The 14,962-nt window shown below is 66.6% G+C and carries 12 protein-coding genes and 1 pseudogene; 9 read left to right on the forward strand and 4 right to left on the reverse strand.

The annotated features are described in order from the left end of the window. Positions 1–258 precede the first annotated feature (258 nt). The 5 genes from QFZ40_RS14685 to QFZ40_RS14705 all read left to right on the forward strand — a co-directional run bounded on the left by QFZ40_RS14685 (position 259) and on the right by QFZ40_RS14705 (position 5,486). Complete coding sequence (locus QFZ40_RS14685) at positions 259–1,620, forward strand: ice-binding family protein (RefSeq protein WP_306905309.1); 1,362 nt, start codon at positions 259–261, stop codon at positions 1,618–1,620. A gap of 100 nt (positions 1,621–1,720) precedes the next feature. Next, positions 1,721–3,817 carry an alkaline phosphatase D family protein gene (locus QFZ40_RS14690; RefSeq protein WP_306905311.1) on the forward strand — a complete coding sequence of 699 codons (2,097 nt, stop codon included), beginning with the start codon at positions 1,721–1,723 and terminating at the stop codon, positions 3,815–3,817. Then, entirely contained in the window at positions 3,771–4,043 is a 273-nt protein-coding gene (locus tag QFZ40_RS14695) for a hypothetical protein (RefSeq protein WP_306905312.1), read from the forward strand. Before QFZ40_RS14690 ends, QFZ40_RS14695 begins: the two co-directional genes overlap by 47 nt. A gap of 85 nt (positions 4,044–4,128) precedes the next feature. After that, positions 4,129–5,214 carry a C2 family cysteine protease gene (locus QFZ40_RS14700; protein ID WP_306905313.1) on the forward strand — a complete coding sequence of 362 codons (1,086 nt, stop codon included), beginning with the start codon at positions 4,129–4,131 and terminating at the stop codon, positions 5,212–5,214. 8 nt (positions 5,215–5,222) lie between these two features. Next, positions 5,223–5,486, forward strand: coding sequence for a hypothetical protein (locus tag QFZ40_RS14705; protein ID WP_306905314.1), 264 nt, complete (start codon positions 5,223–5,225; stop codon positions 5,484–5,486). Positions 5,487–5,510: 24 nt separating this feature from the next. Here the strand turns inward: QFZ40_RS14705 and QFZ40_RS14710 are convergent, their stop codons facing one another. Then, the gene (locus QFZ40_RS14710; protein ID WP_444861238.1) at positions 5,511–6,773 is read right to left on the reverse strand and encodes a S8 family serine peptidase; all 1,263 of its coding nucleotides are present in this window, start codon (positions 6,771–6,773) and stop codon (positions 5,511–5,513) included. Positions 6,774–7,085: 312 nt separating this feature from the next. Then, positions 7,086–7,460 carry a hypothetical protein gene (locus QFZ40_RS14715; protein ID WP_306905315.1) on the reverse strand — a complete coding sequence of 125 codons (375 nt, stop codon included), beginning with the start codon at positions 7,458–7,460 and terminating at the stop codon, positions 7,086–7,088. Positions 7,461–7,622: 162 nt separating this feature from the next. Here QFZ40_RS14715 and QFZ40_RS14720 point away from each other — a divergent pair, with 162 nt between their 5' ends. Next, entirely contained in the window at positions 7,623–8,264 is a 642-nt protein-coding gene (locus QFZ40_RS14720; protein WP_306905316.1) for a response regulator transcription factor, read from the forward strand. Next, positions 8,261–10,009 carry a sensor histidine kinase gene (locus QFZ40_RS14725; RefSeq protein ID WP_306905317.1) on the forward strand — a complete coding sequence of 583 codons (1,749 nt, stop codon included), beginning with the start codon at positions 8,261–8,263 and terminating at the stop codon, positions 10,007–10,009. Before QFZ40_RS14720 ends, QFZ40_RS14725 begins: the two co-directional genes overlap by 4 nt. Positions 10,010–10,053: 44 nt before the next feature. Here the strand turns inward: QFZ40_RS14725 and mgtA are convergent, their stop codons facing one another. After that, complete coding sequence (mgtA, locus tag QFZ40_RS14730) at positions 10,054–12,732, reverse strand: magnesium-translocating P-type ATPase (protein WP_306905319.1); 2,679 nt, start codon at positions 12,730–12,732, stop codon at positions 10,054–10,056. 507 nt (positions 12,733–13,239) lie between these two features. On the opposite strand from mgtA, the gene QFZ40_RS14735 reads away from it, so the two are divergent. Continuing rightward, on the forward strand, positions 13,240–14,424 hold the full coding sequence (locus QFZ40_RS14735; protein WP_306905320.1) for a cation:proton antiporter: 1,185 nt from the start codon (positions 13,240–13,242) through the stop codon (positions 14,422–14,424). Between the two features lie 70 nt (positions 14,425–14,494). Here QFZ40_RS14735 and QFZ40_RS14740 read toward each other — a convergent pair whose 3' ends face one another. Further along, complete coding sequence (locus tag QFZ40_RS14740) at positions 14,495–14,617, reverse strand: hypothetical protein (protein ID WP_306907017.1); 123 nt, start codon at positions 14,615–14,617, stop codon at positions 14,495–14,497. 2 nt (positions 14,618–14,619) lie between these two features. Between QFZ40_RS14740 and QFZ40_RS14745 the strand changes: the two are divergent. Then, positions 14,620–14,841, forward strand: a pseudogene (locus QFZ40_RS14745) (DeoR/GlpR family DNA-binding transcription regulator); the annotation flags it as partial. Positions 14,842–14,962 lie beyond the last annotated feature (121 nt).

A 14,962-nucleotide genomic window follows, 5' to 3' on the forward strand; every position in this document is an offset into this window, starting at 1 on the left:
TCCCAGACCAGAGCGGGCGCCAGCATGCCCGGAATCGTCGAAGCGCCATCAAACAGGGCCGATTGCGGTTTGATCAACGCCCGTCTCAACACAACGTATTGATCGCTAAGAGTCTCCGGCGGGATACCGCCGGGGCAATCAACCTGGGGGAAGACCATGATGTTTAGCAATATTCTTCGGACCAAAGCTGTAGAAGATCCCGGAACGACCCGTTGGACAGCGGTTATCTGCGCGGCCGCGCTGACATGCATACTGCTGTTGGCGGGTCTTCTGTCAACGCCGTCCACGGCTCATGCGTCGGGTGCGATGGTGGAGTTGGGTGCTGCCGGGAGCTTCTCCGTGCTGGGTGCTTCGACGGTGACCAATACCGGTCCGACCAACCTTGGCGGGGATCTGGGAGTCAGTCCCGGGACCGCGATGACGGGGTTCCCGCCAGGCACTCTGCAGGGCACCACCCACTCCGCCGACGTGCAGTCCGGCGCCGCGCACGCGGACCTGCAGGCCGCCTACAACAACGCCGCAGGCCGCACCCCAACCGAGGCAGTAGCCGGGGATCTGGTAGGCCGCACACTCAACGCCGGCGTCTATAACTCAGCCAGTTCACTCGCGCTGAGCGGGACACTAACGCTGGACGCACAAGGCGACCCGGAAGCCGTCTTCATCTTCCAAATGGGTTCCACCCTCACCACAGCCTCAGCCAGCCACGTCACACTGATCAACGGCGCCCAGGCATCCCACGTCTTCTGGCAGGTCGGAAGCTCCGCAACACTCGGCACAGGATCCACCATCACCGGAACCATCATGGCCCTGGCATCAATCAGCGTAACCACCGGCGTGACCATCCAAGGCCACGCCCTGGCACTCAACGGCGCCGTCACCCTGGACACCAACACCATCACCACCACCCCCGCCGCCACCCCGCTGCCTGCGGGTGCGATGGTGGGGTTGGGTGCCGCGGGGAACTTTTCAGTCCTGGGTGCGTCGACCGTGACCAATACCGGCCCGACCAACCTTGGCGGGGACTTGGGAGTCAGTCCCGGGACCGCGATCACGGGGTTCCCGCCAGGCACCCTGCAGGGCACCACCCACTCCGCCGACGTGCAGTCCGGCGCCGCGCACGCGGACCTGCAGGCCGCCTACAACGACGCCGCAGGCCGCACCCCAACCGAGGCAGTAGCCGGGGACCTGGTAGGCCGCACACTCAACGCCGGCGTCTACAACTCAGCCAGCTCACTCGCGCTGAGCGGGACACTAACGCTGGACGCACAAGGCGACCCGGAAGCCGTCTTCATCTTCCAAATGGGTTCCACCCTCACCACAGCCTCAGCCAGCCACGTCAAGCTGATCAACGGCGCCCAGGCATCCCACGTTTTCTGGCAGATCGGAAGCTCTGCAACACTCGGCACAGGATCCACCATCGCCGGAACCATCATGGCCCTGGCATCAATCACCGTAACCACCGGCGTGACCATCCAAGGCCACGCGCTGGCACTCAACGGCGCCGTAACCCTGGACACCAACACCATCACCACCAACCCGGCCACCACCCCACTGCCTCTCCTACCTGCTGAGCATCCGGCGCTGTGCAGGTCCGGGAAGCGCGATCCCGGAGGTAGTTGACTCTCCGGAACCCGCCGCACTCAGCGTTTTGTCACGCAGTTAACCTGCCATTCACATCATCCTCAGAACCTGTCCAACCCCTGTGAATAGCGTGGGAGCCATGGACAACATCTCACGCAGGTCCCTCATCTCCGCCGGCCTCGGGGCCGGGCTGGTCGCCGCGCTGCCGGGTGCCGCCGTCGCCGTTTCAACAGCTGACGACGCCGGGCTCCGCACCGATCCGTTCCTGCTGGGCATCGCCTCCGGCGAGCCGTGGCCGGACGGCTTCGTAATCTGGACCCGCCTGGCACTGGACGCCATCGCCGAAGACGGACTGGGCGGGATGCCCTCCCGCAACGTCGCAGTCGCCTGGGAAGTGGCTGAAGACGCAAGCATGCGCACGGTAGTAGCCCGCGGCGTCGAGCAGGCCCGAATCGAAACCGCCCACTCCGTCCACGTGGAACTCAAGGGCCTCAAGCCAGGCCGCGAATACTTCTACCGGTTCCGCACCGGCCGGCACATCAGCCCGGTGGGCCGAACCCTTACCAGCCCGGCGCCGCACGAGACGCCGGCGGCGCTGGCCATGGCGTTCGCCAGCTGCGCGCAGTACGAGCACGGCTACTTCACCGCCTACTCGCGGCTGGCGCAGGACCACCCGGACCTGGTGCTGCACCTGGGTGACTACCTGTACGAGTACAAGAAGGACAGCTACGTGATCGGCGGCGGCAACCCGCGCGATCACGCGGGTCCGGAGACCGTTAGCCTGGCCGGCTACCGGCAGCGGCACGCGCAGTACAAGGCCGACGCCGATCTGCAGGCTGCGCACGCCATCGCGCCGTGGCTGGTGGTGTGGGATGACCACGAGGTGGACAACAACTGGGCGGACGACGTACCTGAGAACACCGACGCCGCCCAGCTGAACGACACCACGGAGCATTTCCGGCAGCGCCGGGCCGCCGCGTTCCAGGCGTACTACGAGAACATGCCGCTGCGGGCCTCGTCCGTGCCGGCCGGGTTCGACATGAAGATCTACCGGACCATCCAGTGGGGCCAGCTGGCCAACTTCCACATGATGGACACCCGGCAGTACCGCGACGACCAGCTGGCCGGGGACGGCTGGCAGAAGAACGTGGCCGGGCGCCTGGCCGAGGACCGCACTATCACCGGCGCGGAGCAGGAAAAGTGGCTGCTGGACGGGTTCAGGAACTCCACGCAGCAATGGGACATCCTGGGCCAGCAGGTGTTCTTCGCCGAGCGGGACAGGAACCGGGCGCCGGAGATCGACGACGTCTCCATGGACGGCTGGGACGGCTACGCCGCGTCCCGGCGCCGCATCACGCAGGGCTGGGTGGACGCGAACGTGCGCAACGCCGTGGTTCTCACCGGCGACGTGCACCGCAACTGGGCCAACGACGTCAAGGTGGACTACAAGGACCCGGCCTCCCCCGTGGTGGGCTCGGAACTGGTGTGCACGTCCATCAACTCCACCGGCAACGGCACAGGCTCCACCACCGACCCGACCATGGCCTGGAACCCGCACCTGAAGTTCACCAACGACAACCGCGGCTACGTGAACACTCGCCTTACGAAGGATGCGATGACTGCCGAGTTCCGGGTGCTGGACTACGTCACGACGCCTGGATCCCCCGTCAGTACGAAAGCCTCCTTCGCCATCCAGGATGGTGTGCCGGGGATGCAGGCGCGGCAGCCGAAGAACCCCTGTGCTGGGGGCCGACGACGGCGGGCGCGTGCCCGCCGGCGGCCACCCACTTTCCCGAGGGGTAGTTGTGCCCATGGCCAGACGCGGCTCAGGTGTGACAGCATTCCTAGTGGGCCGGTCACTGACGCCCGTCATCAGAACTTGGGGGAAAATGAACGGCCCAATGCAACCGCAGCTTTCGCCCCGGGTCGTGGCAGCTCTCATGATCCTGGGGACGGCCCTCATGGCCGGCTGCACGGCACCGGAGAAGCCCACGGTGGTGGCAAGCAGCGTCCCGCCTGTCACCGTGGGCCCCGCCCCAGTGGCGCAAAGCTTCCCCAAGTACGACGCCCTGCGTGCAGAGATCATCAGCGCCCTGGAACAGAAGATGCCCGAGATCAGCTGGACCGAGGACGAACCCGCCACTTTGGCCAGACTGAAGGATGGCAGATGCATGCTCTACCCCCAGACCATGAAAAGCAACGCCGACATCGTGGAGCCGTCAAACCATTTCGCTGACATCTTCTCCGCAGGCGACCCCGTCTTGGCGCAGCACGGCTTCCCCGCCTTCGACGGAACAGACCCGGTTCCCGGCGGCTGGGTGGTAACCCGTAGCACTGACCCGGCCGGAGCCACCCTGACCATCGAATCAAAGAGCCCGGCCTATCTGCGGCTGAGTGTCCCGGTGGACTCACCCGCCTGCGATCCGAAAGAGATTCCAGCGAAAGAGATGCCCGCGAGCTGACGGGAAGTTCTCCCCATCGCGGCACGTACCGCGGCCCGCATACGATGACCATGGCTTGACGCTCAACTAAAAGGGGGACCAACGGATGCCTGGATTCTACGGCGCCGACATCGAACAGCTGCGGGCACTCGCCAGAACCATGTCGCAGCATTCCGGAAAGATGGTCTCGCTGTCCATGGAACTGGGCCAGTTGCTTTCCCGTGCTCCCTGGGACGGGCATGACGCCACCCGGTTCCGGGCCGCCTGGGATTCGGAACACCGGCCGGTGTTGAAGCGCATTGCCGCGGAACTCCAGAGCCAGGCACAGCAGCTGAACCGCAATGCCGACGAACAGGACAAGGCCAGCTCGGGAGCATCTGGATCTGACAGTTCAGGAAAGCCGGACTCGAACCCTCCCGGAGATCCGGGGCCGTTGGATCCGGACAGGCCCGATGTCGACGTACCCGGCGACGTCCGCGAGGACCCCGACGCCGGCGATCCCAGCGATATCCGGCAAGGACAGATCGGTGATTGCTGGCTCTTGGCCGGTATAGGCTCGGTTGCCCAGACGCTGGAGCGGGAAGGCAAACTGGATGAATTCCTCGCCGAGCACATGCGGCCTGTCGGCGATCCGCCCACGCACTGGGTGGTAACCCTGTACGAGGACGGCAAGCCCGTGGAAGTCACGGTCGAGGCCAAGTCCACCGAGGGCGGCGTCCGGGGTGCGGACGGCCAGCCGAACTGGCTTTCCATCTACGAACGCGCCGCGGCTGAGCACCGGGGCGGGTCCTATGACGACATCGACGGCGGGCACAGCAGCGACGCCATGGAGCTCATGACGGGGAAGTCCGCGGACAAGGACGGGGAGCTGGACCTGGATGAGATCGAGGACAAGCTCGGTGATGGCCAGGCCGTGTCCGTTGGCTCTCAAGACACCAAGGACGACGACTTTGACTGGTTCTGGGATTCCGACGAAGTCAGCCGTGACGACGTCGTTCCCAACCATGCGTACATGGTTGTTGACGTAAAAACCAACGACGACGGCGAGAAAGTAGTCATTCTCGCCAACCCCTGGGGTCCCGCCGGTGGTCACATGGCGGGCGACGACCACCTCAAGTCCGGCACGCTGGAACTGACCGAGGATGAGTACAAGGAGAACTTCGACTCCGTGTACTCCGTGGACACGAAGTAAGGATGGCCGTGGAACAGCTCGTAACAGTCAAACAGGGCATGCAGCCCAGCTTCGGCGGTGTCCTGGTGGGCATCGTGAAGATCGGCGTGGCCGACGGCGCCCCGGCCATTCAGGTGTGGATCAGGACCGCGGAGCAGGAACGCAAGCAAGCGTTCCGCGAGGGCCAGTCCGTCCCCCTGCCCGGCGCCGGGACCTTGCGAATTGATTCAATCCGGCCTGCTGATGACAGCACTGCAGCGTCCGCCGTCCTGGCCTACGACGCGAACAGGTAGCTCCTGCGACCCCTAGCGCCTCCCCTACCGCACTGCCCTGTCTGCGTTCACCCGGCCATTCGCCCAGTAGGCCTCCTGACCGGTGATCTTCTCCGCGGTGGATTCGACGTTGGCCCGGACCGACGTGTTCGTGGCGCCAGCATGTGAGCTCCAGGCAAGGGCGGCTGTGGCGGCGACGATTGCTGACGACATCGAGGTTCCGTTGCCGACGTCGTAACCGAAGGAGCGGTTGTTCTGCGTCCCGAGGACGAACGCGTGATTCGGGAACGTCGAGTAGACATTGACACCCGGCGCTGCGATATCCACCCAGCTGGCGCCGTACGTCGAGAATGAGGCCTTGGCGTCTTTGTTGTCGGTGGCGCCGACGGCGATGACGTTGGCGTAGGCCCCTGGGTAGATCTTGGTCTGGTTACCGCCGTTGCCCGCTGCGGCGACCAGCACGGCACCTTTGTTCCACGCGTTGTTCACGGCTGTCTCGAGGGTGCGTGACGCCCGCACTCCGAGGCTCATGTTGATCACCTTGGCACCATTGGCGACGGCCCAGTTGATACCGTCCGCAAGGTCTGAGCTGGATCCGATCCCGCTGTCATTCAGTACTTTGCCGTCCAGGATGGTGCAGCCCGGGCACGTTCCGGCTACGCCTTGCGTGTTGTTGGCGGTGGCCGCAACGATGCCGGCCACATGGGTGCCGTGGCCGTAGTTGTCGTCACCGGTTTCCCCATTGGTGAAGTTGGCACGGGCGACGACCTTCGGATTGATGTCGGGGTTGTCGTTGGCGACGCCTGAATCGAGCACGGCGACTTTGATGCCGGCGCCGGTGGTGACGGTCCACGCTTCGACCGCGTCGACGTCAGCGTCCGGTGTGCCGGCGGCCACGAACAGGTCGCCTTTGGTATTGGTGAACGACTGACCGGTGTTTTGCAGGGCGTACTGGCGGCCGAAGTATTGATCATTCGTGGCCGCGGTAACGGTCTCGTCAGGCTCGGCGTACTCAACGGCCGGGTTGTGGCTGAGCGCTTCGATGAGTTGAAGCTCCTTGCCTGCCGGAACCTTGATCAGGTGGGCGCCGGTGCTGCCGATGCCGGGGCCGTCGCTGAGGCCATGCCGGCGCAGGGTGCCCGCTGCCGCACCATCATCGCGGAACTTCACCAGGATCTGCCCCGTTGTGTGGGATGACTCGGCTGGCGACTGGGGCGCCGCGTTGCCTGGGACCGCGACCGTGACGGCACCCAGAGCCATGATGGCTGCGGTGAAACCGGCGATGATGAGTTTTTTCATAGGGGTCATCTTGCGCCTCCCTGCACTGGGTGGATAGGGGCAACCGGCAAATAGCCCTACCCAATTAAGCAGGTGCCGGAACCGCGGGGGTGAGGGCCGCCGTCGTACGTTCTGAAGGGTGAGCAGTACGGCCCACGGGGCGGCTCAGGCTTTGCCTTACGTAGGCGGCCGGACGGCTCGCGCACGGGCTGTCATTCCGGCGTCGCTCAACCGGCCATCCCAGCTACGAAGGCAGTTGCGCCGATCCCGCCTTCGCGGGCGGAGGAATGGCCGGCCGCGAAGGCGATACGGACCGGGACGACTGCGATCGGAGTGTCAGACTCAGTCCAGGACCGGCGTCGAGCGGCGCCCCGGCGAGAACATGAGTACCACGGCCGCGATCGTGATCAGCACGGCTACGCCAACCAGCAGCTTGATGGCTGCCGGCACGTCGACGAAGAACGCCGGCAGTGCGGTGAGGGTCATGATGATGATCGCGCCGGCCGCGACGCGAAGCGCGGCGCGGTTGCCCGTACGCCACGTGATGATCACGGCGACCAGGCCAACCAGGCCGAGCACGGCGTCGATGATGAGGATGCCGATGGGCGGGCCATCCTGGCCTTCCGGGGTGGGGAACAGCACGCCCAGGATGTTCAGCGCGCTGTACAAGCCGGCCAGCACGAGCCCGACCTTCTGTCGTTTCGATGTGGTGTTCATGGTTGCTCCTCGGATGGGTCGGATGGAGTGGACCACTCCACTGTCGGCCCGCGCCACTTCCCTCCATGAGGGACGGCCTGCCCGTCCATTTTCCCGCGGATCCCGGGTGAAAGGGAGGAAGTTCCCGGATCACCCGGGAGCGGACGCGCCCATAATGGGTTCATGAACCTCAGGGTGCTGATCGCGGACGACCATCCTGTGGTGCGCGGCGGGCTCCGGGCGCTGATCGAGACCCTAGAAGGACTCGAGGTGGCCGGCGAGGCAGGCGACGGCGAGACCGCCGTACGAGAGGCCCAACTCCTGCGGCCCGACGTCGTGCTCATGGACGTCCGGATGCCCGGTCTCGACGGCGTGGAGGCCACCCGCCGGATCCGTGCCGCGGTGCCGGAGACGGCCGTGCTCATGCTGACCATGTACGACGACGACGCGACCGTCTTCACCGCGATGCAGGCCGGAGCCCGTGGCTACCTGCTCAAGGGGGCGGATCAGGAGGAGATCGTCGCCGCCATCCGCGCGGTCGTCACCGGGCAGGCGATCTTCGGCCCGGGCGTGGCGGCACGCATCCTGGGCTACTTCACTGCACCACCCGCACCACGGCCCGCCCCCTTCCCGGAGCTCACCGCGCGCGAGCGCGAGATCCTCAATCTGCTCGCGTCCGGACGGCGGACGACGGCGATCGCCGAGGCGCTCTTCCTCTCCCCCAAGACGGTCAGCAACCACCTGACCAGCATCTTCGCCAAGCTCGAGGTGTTGGACCGGGCCGCCGCGATCATCCGCGCCCGTGAAGGCGGGCTCGGCACGTGACCGCCTACCCTGCGCTGCTCGCGCTGGCCGTCCTTGGTATGAGCGCGGCCGTCAGCGGGCTGGCGTTGCTCGGCGTGCGGCGGGTCCGGCCGAGCGCCGTACTCATGTTCCTCGCAGGATTGGCCATCATCTCGGGGGCCATTCTGGAAGCGACAGGGGGAGGCTACGTGCCGCGCCTGGCATTCATCATCGGCGGCATGTTGCTTGCGCCGCTCGCACTGACCGCGTACCCGGCGCTCACCTGGCGTCACCCGGTGGACTTCGTCTCGCTGGTGGTGATCGGAGGCTCGGGCGTCCTGGCGGTGGTCTGGGCAGAGAGCGAAGCGGCCGTCATCACGATGGTCCTGGTCGTCGGATGTGCCCTGGTCGCGCACACCTGGTGGAAGATCGAACGTGCCACGGACCCCGACCGGTGGGCCCTTAAGTGGATGGCCCTCGCGGGTTCACTGGTGGGGATAATCATGTTCATCACGCCGTTCCTGCCGCTCGGCACGGCCGGAGAGGTGATTGCCTACCTCGCCATGAGCACCGTCGCACCGGCCCTGTACATCGGGGTCCGCCGGCCCGAGGTGGTCGACGTCAGGGGTCTGATGGTGCGGTCCGTGGTTTTTGTGACCGCGGTGGTCGGCTACGTGGCCCTCTTCATGGCCGTCGAGTCGCTGGTCGAGATCCTGGGCGGCCGCGTCCCGCCTCCGGGCACACTGGCGATCATCGGCGCCGTCGCGGCGACAACGTTCCATCCGCTGCAGGTGGTTCTGCGGGCCGTTGTCGACGAGCTCCTCTTCGGCGTGCGTCCGGATCCGCTGGGGGCGGCCACCCGGGTTGTCGGCCACATCGGTGACGACCCGGTGCTCGCACTGCGGGCGATTCGCGAGGCACTGGTCCTCCCGTACGCTGCGCTCCGGCTGGACGGGAGTACCATCGCCGAGTCCGGGGCAGAGGTCACCCACACCAGGATCCTCCCACTCGCCCTGGGCCCTGACCGGTCGGGCGAACTCGCGGTGGGCCTACGTCCGGGTGATCTGACTCTGTCCGCGGGTGACAGCCACGTGCTCAGCCTGGTGGCGCCGCTGCTGGCCCAGACCCTGCGCGCCCGGGCACTGGCCGACGAGCTGCGGGAGTCACGTGGCCAGGCCATCACCGCAATCGAGGAGGAACGCCGTCGGCTCCGCCGCGACCTCCACGACGGCCTCGGCGCCCGGCTGTCCGGGATCGCGTTCACGTCGGACGCCTTAGGTAATACCCTGCGCACCGATCCTTCCGGAGCAGAGGACCTGCTGCGGACCCTGCGCCAGGAGACAGTGACCGCGCTCGAGGACATCCGGGGGCTGGTCTACGCGATGCGGCCACCTGCGCTCGACGAGCTCGGTCTCGTCACCGCCCTGCGGCAGCAGGCACTGGCCCTGCGGGCTCCTGACGGGACAGCACTGCGGGTCGATCTGCGCGCAGACAGGCTGCAGGCGCTCCCCGCCGCCGTCGAGGTGGCGGTCTACCGCATCGTCCTCGAGGCGCTGACCAACGTGGCCAGGCACTCCACATCTACTAATGCGGCGGTCAGCCTCACACTCCGTGAGCAGGCCCTCGAGATCGAGATCACCGACGACGGGAGCACCGGTACTCCGTGGCAGACCGGCGTCGGCATGGCCTCCATGGGCGAGCGGGCGGCCGAGCTCGGCGGCACGCTCTCCGCCGAGAGCACCCCCAAGGGCGGCCGGGTGCACGCTGTGCTGCCGATCCCGCCGTGACACGATGTGGCATACATTCGGGGTGTCGGCGGCCTCGATAGCGATCACGGCAGCATGCGGCGCCGGTGCCGCGGCGCGGCCACGGGAACCGGGGCGCTGAAGCGGAAAGCCCGGCGAGCGATGTGGTGGGTGTCCGGCCGGGGGCGGACGGGCACCGGCCCGGCGGGGATCTTTTGGGCGTCGCGGGAGAAGAACCACTGCTTGGCGCCCTCCACCAGGACCAGATAGACCACGATCATGCCCAGCAGCGCCAGGAAGAACGGGACCGGGAGCGGGTCGAAGCCAAGCAAACCGGCCAGGGGTGAGAGCGGCAGCAAGATGCCCAGCACCACCACGCCCAGCGAGGCGACGATCAGACCGGCCGAGGGCCGGCTGCGCAGGAACGGCACGCGCCGGGTCCTTATGGCGAAGATGATGAGCGTCTGTGTGGCAATGGATTCGATGAACCAGCCCGCCCGGAACTCCCCCGGCACGGCGTCGAACGCGAACAGCATCAGAGCGAAGGTGGCGAAGTCGAAGAGCGAGCTGATTGGCCCAAAGAGGAACATGAAGCGCCGGATGAAGGCGATGTTCCAGTGCGACGGGGCCCGGAGCTGTTCCCTGTCCACGCGGTCGCCCGGGATGGCAAGCTGGCCGGAGTCGTAGAGCAGGTTGTTGAGCAGGATCTGGCCGGGCAGCATGGGCAGGAAGCTCAGCACCACGGATGCCGTGGCGGCGCTGAACATGTTGCCGAAGTTGCTGGACGTTCCCATCAGCACGTATTTGATGGTGTTCGCGAAGATCCGCCGCCCCTCCATCACGCCCTCCGCCAGGACCCCGAGGTCCTTGTCCATCAGCACGACGTCGGCGGCGTCCTTCGCGACGTCGGTGGCGCTGTCCACGGATATGCCGATGTCCGCCTTGTGCAGGGCCAGGGCGTCGTTGACGCCGTCGCCCATGAACCCGACCGACCCGCCGCTCTGCCGCAGCAGCTTGATGATCCGCGCCTTCTGTTCGGGTGAGACGCGGGCGAAGATGGTGGCGGTCCGGGCGGAGGCGGCGAGTTCGGCGTCGGACAACTTTTCGATGTCTGCGCCGGTCAGGGTCCCGCCGGACAGCACGCCCACCTCGGCGCAGACTTTTTCGGCGACCTTGGCGTTGTCCCCGGTGGCGATCTTCACCGAGATACCCAGCGCCGCCAGCTGGTCCAGGGACGACTTGGCGTTGGCCTTGGGCCGGTCCAGGAAAATCAGGAAACCCGCCAAAACCAGGTCCCGCTCGTCGTCCGGGGCGATTTTACCAAGTCCCGCGGCGGGCCGGGTGGCCACTGCCACCACCCGGGAGCCGGCGTCGAACTGTTCATCCAGCATTGCCTGCACGGCAGGCGGGGTGGGTCCGCAGAGGGCCAGGACGTCCTCGGGCGCACCCTTGGTGACCAGGCGCGCCGGGCCACCGGCCTCCCGCACCAGCACGCTGGTGCGCCGGCGCTGGTGGTCGAAGTCGATCAGGTCAAGGCGCTCGAAGCGGGAAGGATCGAAGCCGACCGCTTCGGAGCTGTCCCAGAGGGCCGCGTCCAGCGGGTTCTGCCCGGCGGAGGAGAGTTTGGCCTCGGTGTAGTCGGACTCAGTGGCCAGGAGCCCCAGGGTGAGCAGATCGGCGTCGGACAGGTCCGGGGTCACCGGAAGCGCGCCGGTGAAACTGATCCGCCCCTCCGTCAGGGTGCCGGTCTTGTCGGTCACCAGGATGTCCATGTCCCCCAGGTCCTCGATGCAGACCAGCCGTTTGACCAGGACCTTCCGCTTGGCCAGCTGCCGGGTGCCGGTGGCCAGGCTGGTGCTGACGACGGCGGGAAGCAGCTGCGGCGTGATGCCCACCGCGATGGCCAGGGAGAACAGCAGCGATTCGATGAGCGGGCGCTGCAGCAGCAGGTTGGCGATGAAGATCAGCGAAGTGAGCCCGATGGCCACCTGGAGCAACAGGAAGGAGAAGCGTTTGAGCCCCAGCTGGAATTCGGTCTGCGGCTGCCGTTCGCCCAGGCCCAGGGCGATCCGGCCGAATTCGGCACGGCCGCCCGTAGCCACCACCACGCCGGTGCAGCCGCCGGACTGGATGACGGTGCCCATGAAGACGCAGGAGGCGAGGTCAGCCAGGGACGAGGCGGCCGCCACCGTCGCCGGGTCCTTGGCGGCCGGCAGCGACTCCCCCGTCAGGATGCTCTCGTCGCAGAGGAGGTTCTTGGTGCCCAGGAGCCGTATGTCGGCGGGAATGATGGCGCCCAGGGAGAGATGGACGACGTCGCCTGGCACCAGGGCGGTAACGTCCACGTCCTTGGTGGTCCCCTCGCGGAGCACCACTGCGCGGTGGGTGACGCGGGAGTGCAGGGCCTCGGAGGCCCGCTCGGCGCGAAATTCATTGGTGAAGCCCAGGCCCACGCTGACCAGCAGGATCACGCCGATCACGATCGAATTGGTGGCGTCGCCCAGGAACAAGGACAGCCCGGCGGTGATGAGCAGCAGGATGAGGATGGGGCTGGCGAACTGCCGGCCCAGCACCGCCCAGCCGTTGGCCCGGTGGGTGCGGACGGCGTTGGGTCCGAGTTCGGCCAGGCGCGCCGCTGCTTCCGGGTCGGACAGCCCTGCGGGGCCGGAGTTCAGCTGCTCCAGCACCTGCTCGGCGGCAAGGCTGGCGGCGTCGACGATAGGCAACTGGAGGGAACTCCGCTCGCGGACGTTCAGCTCTGGCATACGGATCCGATCGGACACGCCGACCTTCGGATAGTCGGTTTACGGTAAGCGTACGACGCGGGTCTGGGTGCGCGGTGGATGAGCCTGTGGATCAAAGCAACTGCTCCGGCAGACCGGCCACCCGGGGCTGCGGGCTCGCTAGCCGAAGAACCCCCGCGCTGGGGGCGGAAGACGGCGGGTGCGTCCCGCCTTCTAACTCCCATCCTCCCGAGGGGTTGTTGCGGCCGTGGCCAGGCGCGGCGCAGGTGTGACAGCATGAGTCCACTATCCATCCGCGCCGTGGAAAGGCAGCAATGGGCGGCAATTCCAAGAGCAGCACTGACTATGAACTCCTGACCGTCTGGCGCGTTGCGGGGACCCCTCGGGAAGTCATGGATGTTTTGGGCGACGCCGGGACGTTGGCCCGCTGGTGGCCCTCGATGTATTTGACCCCTGAAGACACTCAAACTGGCTGAAGCGGCCCGCTAACCACCGCAAACGAACCGCAATGCCGGTAGAAGGAGGGACGTGTCGTTCTTTCAGCTTTCGCTGATCGCCGCTGTCGCGCTCCTCGGTCCGCTGCTGGCGCTGTCCCAAAAATGGCACCTTCCCGTGGTGCTGGGGCAGTTGCTGGCCGGTATCGCGATCGGGCGCACGGGACTGGGACTGGTGGACTCCTCGGATCCCACGTTCACCTTTGTGGCCGACGTCGGGTTCGCCCTCATCATGTTCGTCGCCGGGACGCATGTCCCCATGCGGGACCAGGCCATCCGCCCCGCACTGGGTGGTGGCGCCCTGCGTGCCGGCATCGCCGCCGTGCTCGCGGCCGCCGTCGGAATCGTCATTGCCTTTGCCTTTGGCACCGGACATGCTCCCCTTTACATCGTTCTGCTCGCTTCCTCTTCGGCAGCCTTGGTCCTGCCGATCGTCGATTCGCTGCGGCTGACGGGACCAAAGGTCCTGACGACGACGGCACAAGTGGCGGTAGCGGACATCGCCTGTATTGTGGCGCTTCCGCTTGCTGTCGATCCGCCCAATGCGCCGAGGACAGCCGCCGGCGCAGCCGTCGTCGCGGCGTGCGCTGCAGTCTTGTTCTTTGTCCTTCGATGGCTGGAGCGCAGCGGCACGCGCGCACGGATGCATGATTTGTCCGAGGAGCGGAAGTTCGCCCTGGAGCTCAGGATCCAGCTTGCCTTGCTCTTCGCGCTCTCCGGGCTTGCCGTCGTGGGCCACGTGTCCATTATGCTGGCCGGGTTCTCCTTCGGCCTGGTGGTCGCAGCGGTGGGAGAACCCCGGCGGCTGGCCCATCAACTCTTCGCCGTCAGCGATGGCTTTCTGGGGCCGGTGTTTTTCGTATGGCTGGGCGCATCGCTTGACTTGCGCACCCTTGCGGGAAGCCCAAGGATGATTCTCCTCGGGATTTGCCTGGGGTTTGGAACGCTGCTGGTCCATGGAAGCCTGCGGCTGCTCGGCCAGCCTCTGTCGCTCGCGGTGCTTGCAGCGTCCCAGCTGGGAGTGCCGGTTGCCGCCGCCACTGTCGGCTCCCAATTGCATCTGCTGGAACCGGGAGAAGCCGCGGCCATGATCCTCGGGGCCCTCATCAGCATTGGGGCGAGCACCGTCGCGGGCTCCCGGGCCGCCCGCACGTTTACGCAGCCCGCCCGAGCGCCCGAAGGCAAGCCATCCGAGGGCGGCCCGACCGTGGCTGCCTAGCTCACCCACAGCACAGGGTTGAGTCCACCCACGGAGGAACCGCAGCAACCAGTGCCCGTGCGCACGGACCCTAGGGAACCGGGCGGCGAGGGTTGTGGAGGGGACGGTGGGCAAAGAAGACAATGGCGGCGTAGCCGGCAGCGAGGACAACCAGGCTGCCCAGCCAACCGGCTGACAGGAACAGCAGGACCATCCGCCGACCATGCCCAGACCCGGCTCAAGGAGCTGATGGCCCGCCGCGGCCGTAAATTCTATGTGTTGGCGGACTCCTCTAACCCTGGACTGCGTCCGTTCCACGCCTGGGCGCGTTTGGCTTTGCCCTGGACCCTGGTGACGGACGACGGCGCCGACCTGAGTCAGGTGCAGAAGTTCCGGGATGCGGGGGTTGCCGTTGAGGTCGCCACCGTCGCTGGTTGAGCGCGGCGAAACGCCTCACTCCCGCACGTCCCGCTCAGGCTCCGCGGTCCCCTGATCCCGTGTTCCGAAAAGACTGAAACGAACCATTGACGAACCGCGCATCCGCCGCCTATGCTAAATG

Origin of the sequence: Arthrobacter pascens (assembly GCF_030816475.1) — a bacterium.
In the GTDB taxonomy this organism is placed as follows: domain Bacteria; phylum Actinomycetota; class Actinomycetes; order Actinomycetales; family Micrococcaceae; genus Arthrobacter; species Arthrobacter pascens_B.

What these genes read in the sequence shown, in the direction of transcription:
- QFZ40_RS14690 (WP_306905311.1), top strand. Translation starts at nt 1,721, where the DNA reads ATGGACAACATCTCACGCAGGTCCCTCATCTCCGCCGGCCTCGGGGCC.
- QFZ40_RS14710 (WP_444861238.1), bottom strand. Translation starts at nt 6,773, where the DNA reads ATGACCCCTATGAAAAAACTCATCATCGCCGGTTTCACCGCAGCCATC.
- QFZ40_RS14715 (WP_306905315.1), bottom strand. Translation starts at nt 7,460, where the DNA reads ATGAACACCACATCGAAACGACAGAAGGTCGGGCTCGTGCTGGCCGGC.
- mgtA (WP_306905319.1), bottom strand. Translation starts at nt 12,732, where the DNA reads ATGCCAGAGCTGAACGTCCGCGAGCGGAGTTCCCTCCAGTTGCCTATC.
- QFZ40_RS14695 (WP_306905312.1), top strand. Translation starts at nt 3,771, where the DNA reads ATGAAAAGCAACGCCGACATCGTGGAGCCGTCAAACCATTTCGCTGAC.
- QFZ40_RS14740 (WP_306907017.1), bottom strand. Translation starts at nt 14,617, where the DNA reads ATGGTCCTGCTGTTCCTGTCAGCCGGTTGGCTGGGCAGCCTGGTTGTC.
- QFZ40_RS14700 (WP_306905313.1), top strand. Translation starts at nt 4,129, where the DNA reads ATGCCTGGATTCTACGGCGCCGACATCGAACAGCTGCGGGCACTCGCC.
- QFZ40_RS14720 (WP_306905316.1), top strand. Translation starts at nt 7,623, where the DNA reads ATGAACCTCAGGGTGCTGATCGCGGACGACCATCCTGTGGTGCGCGGC.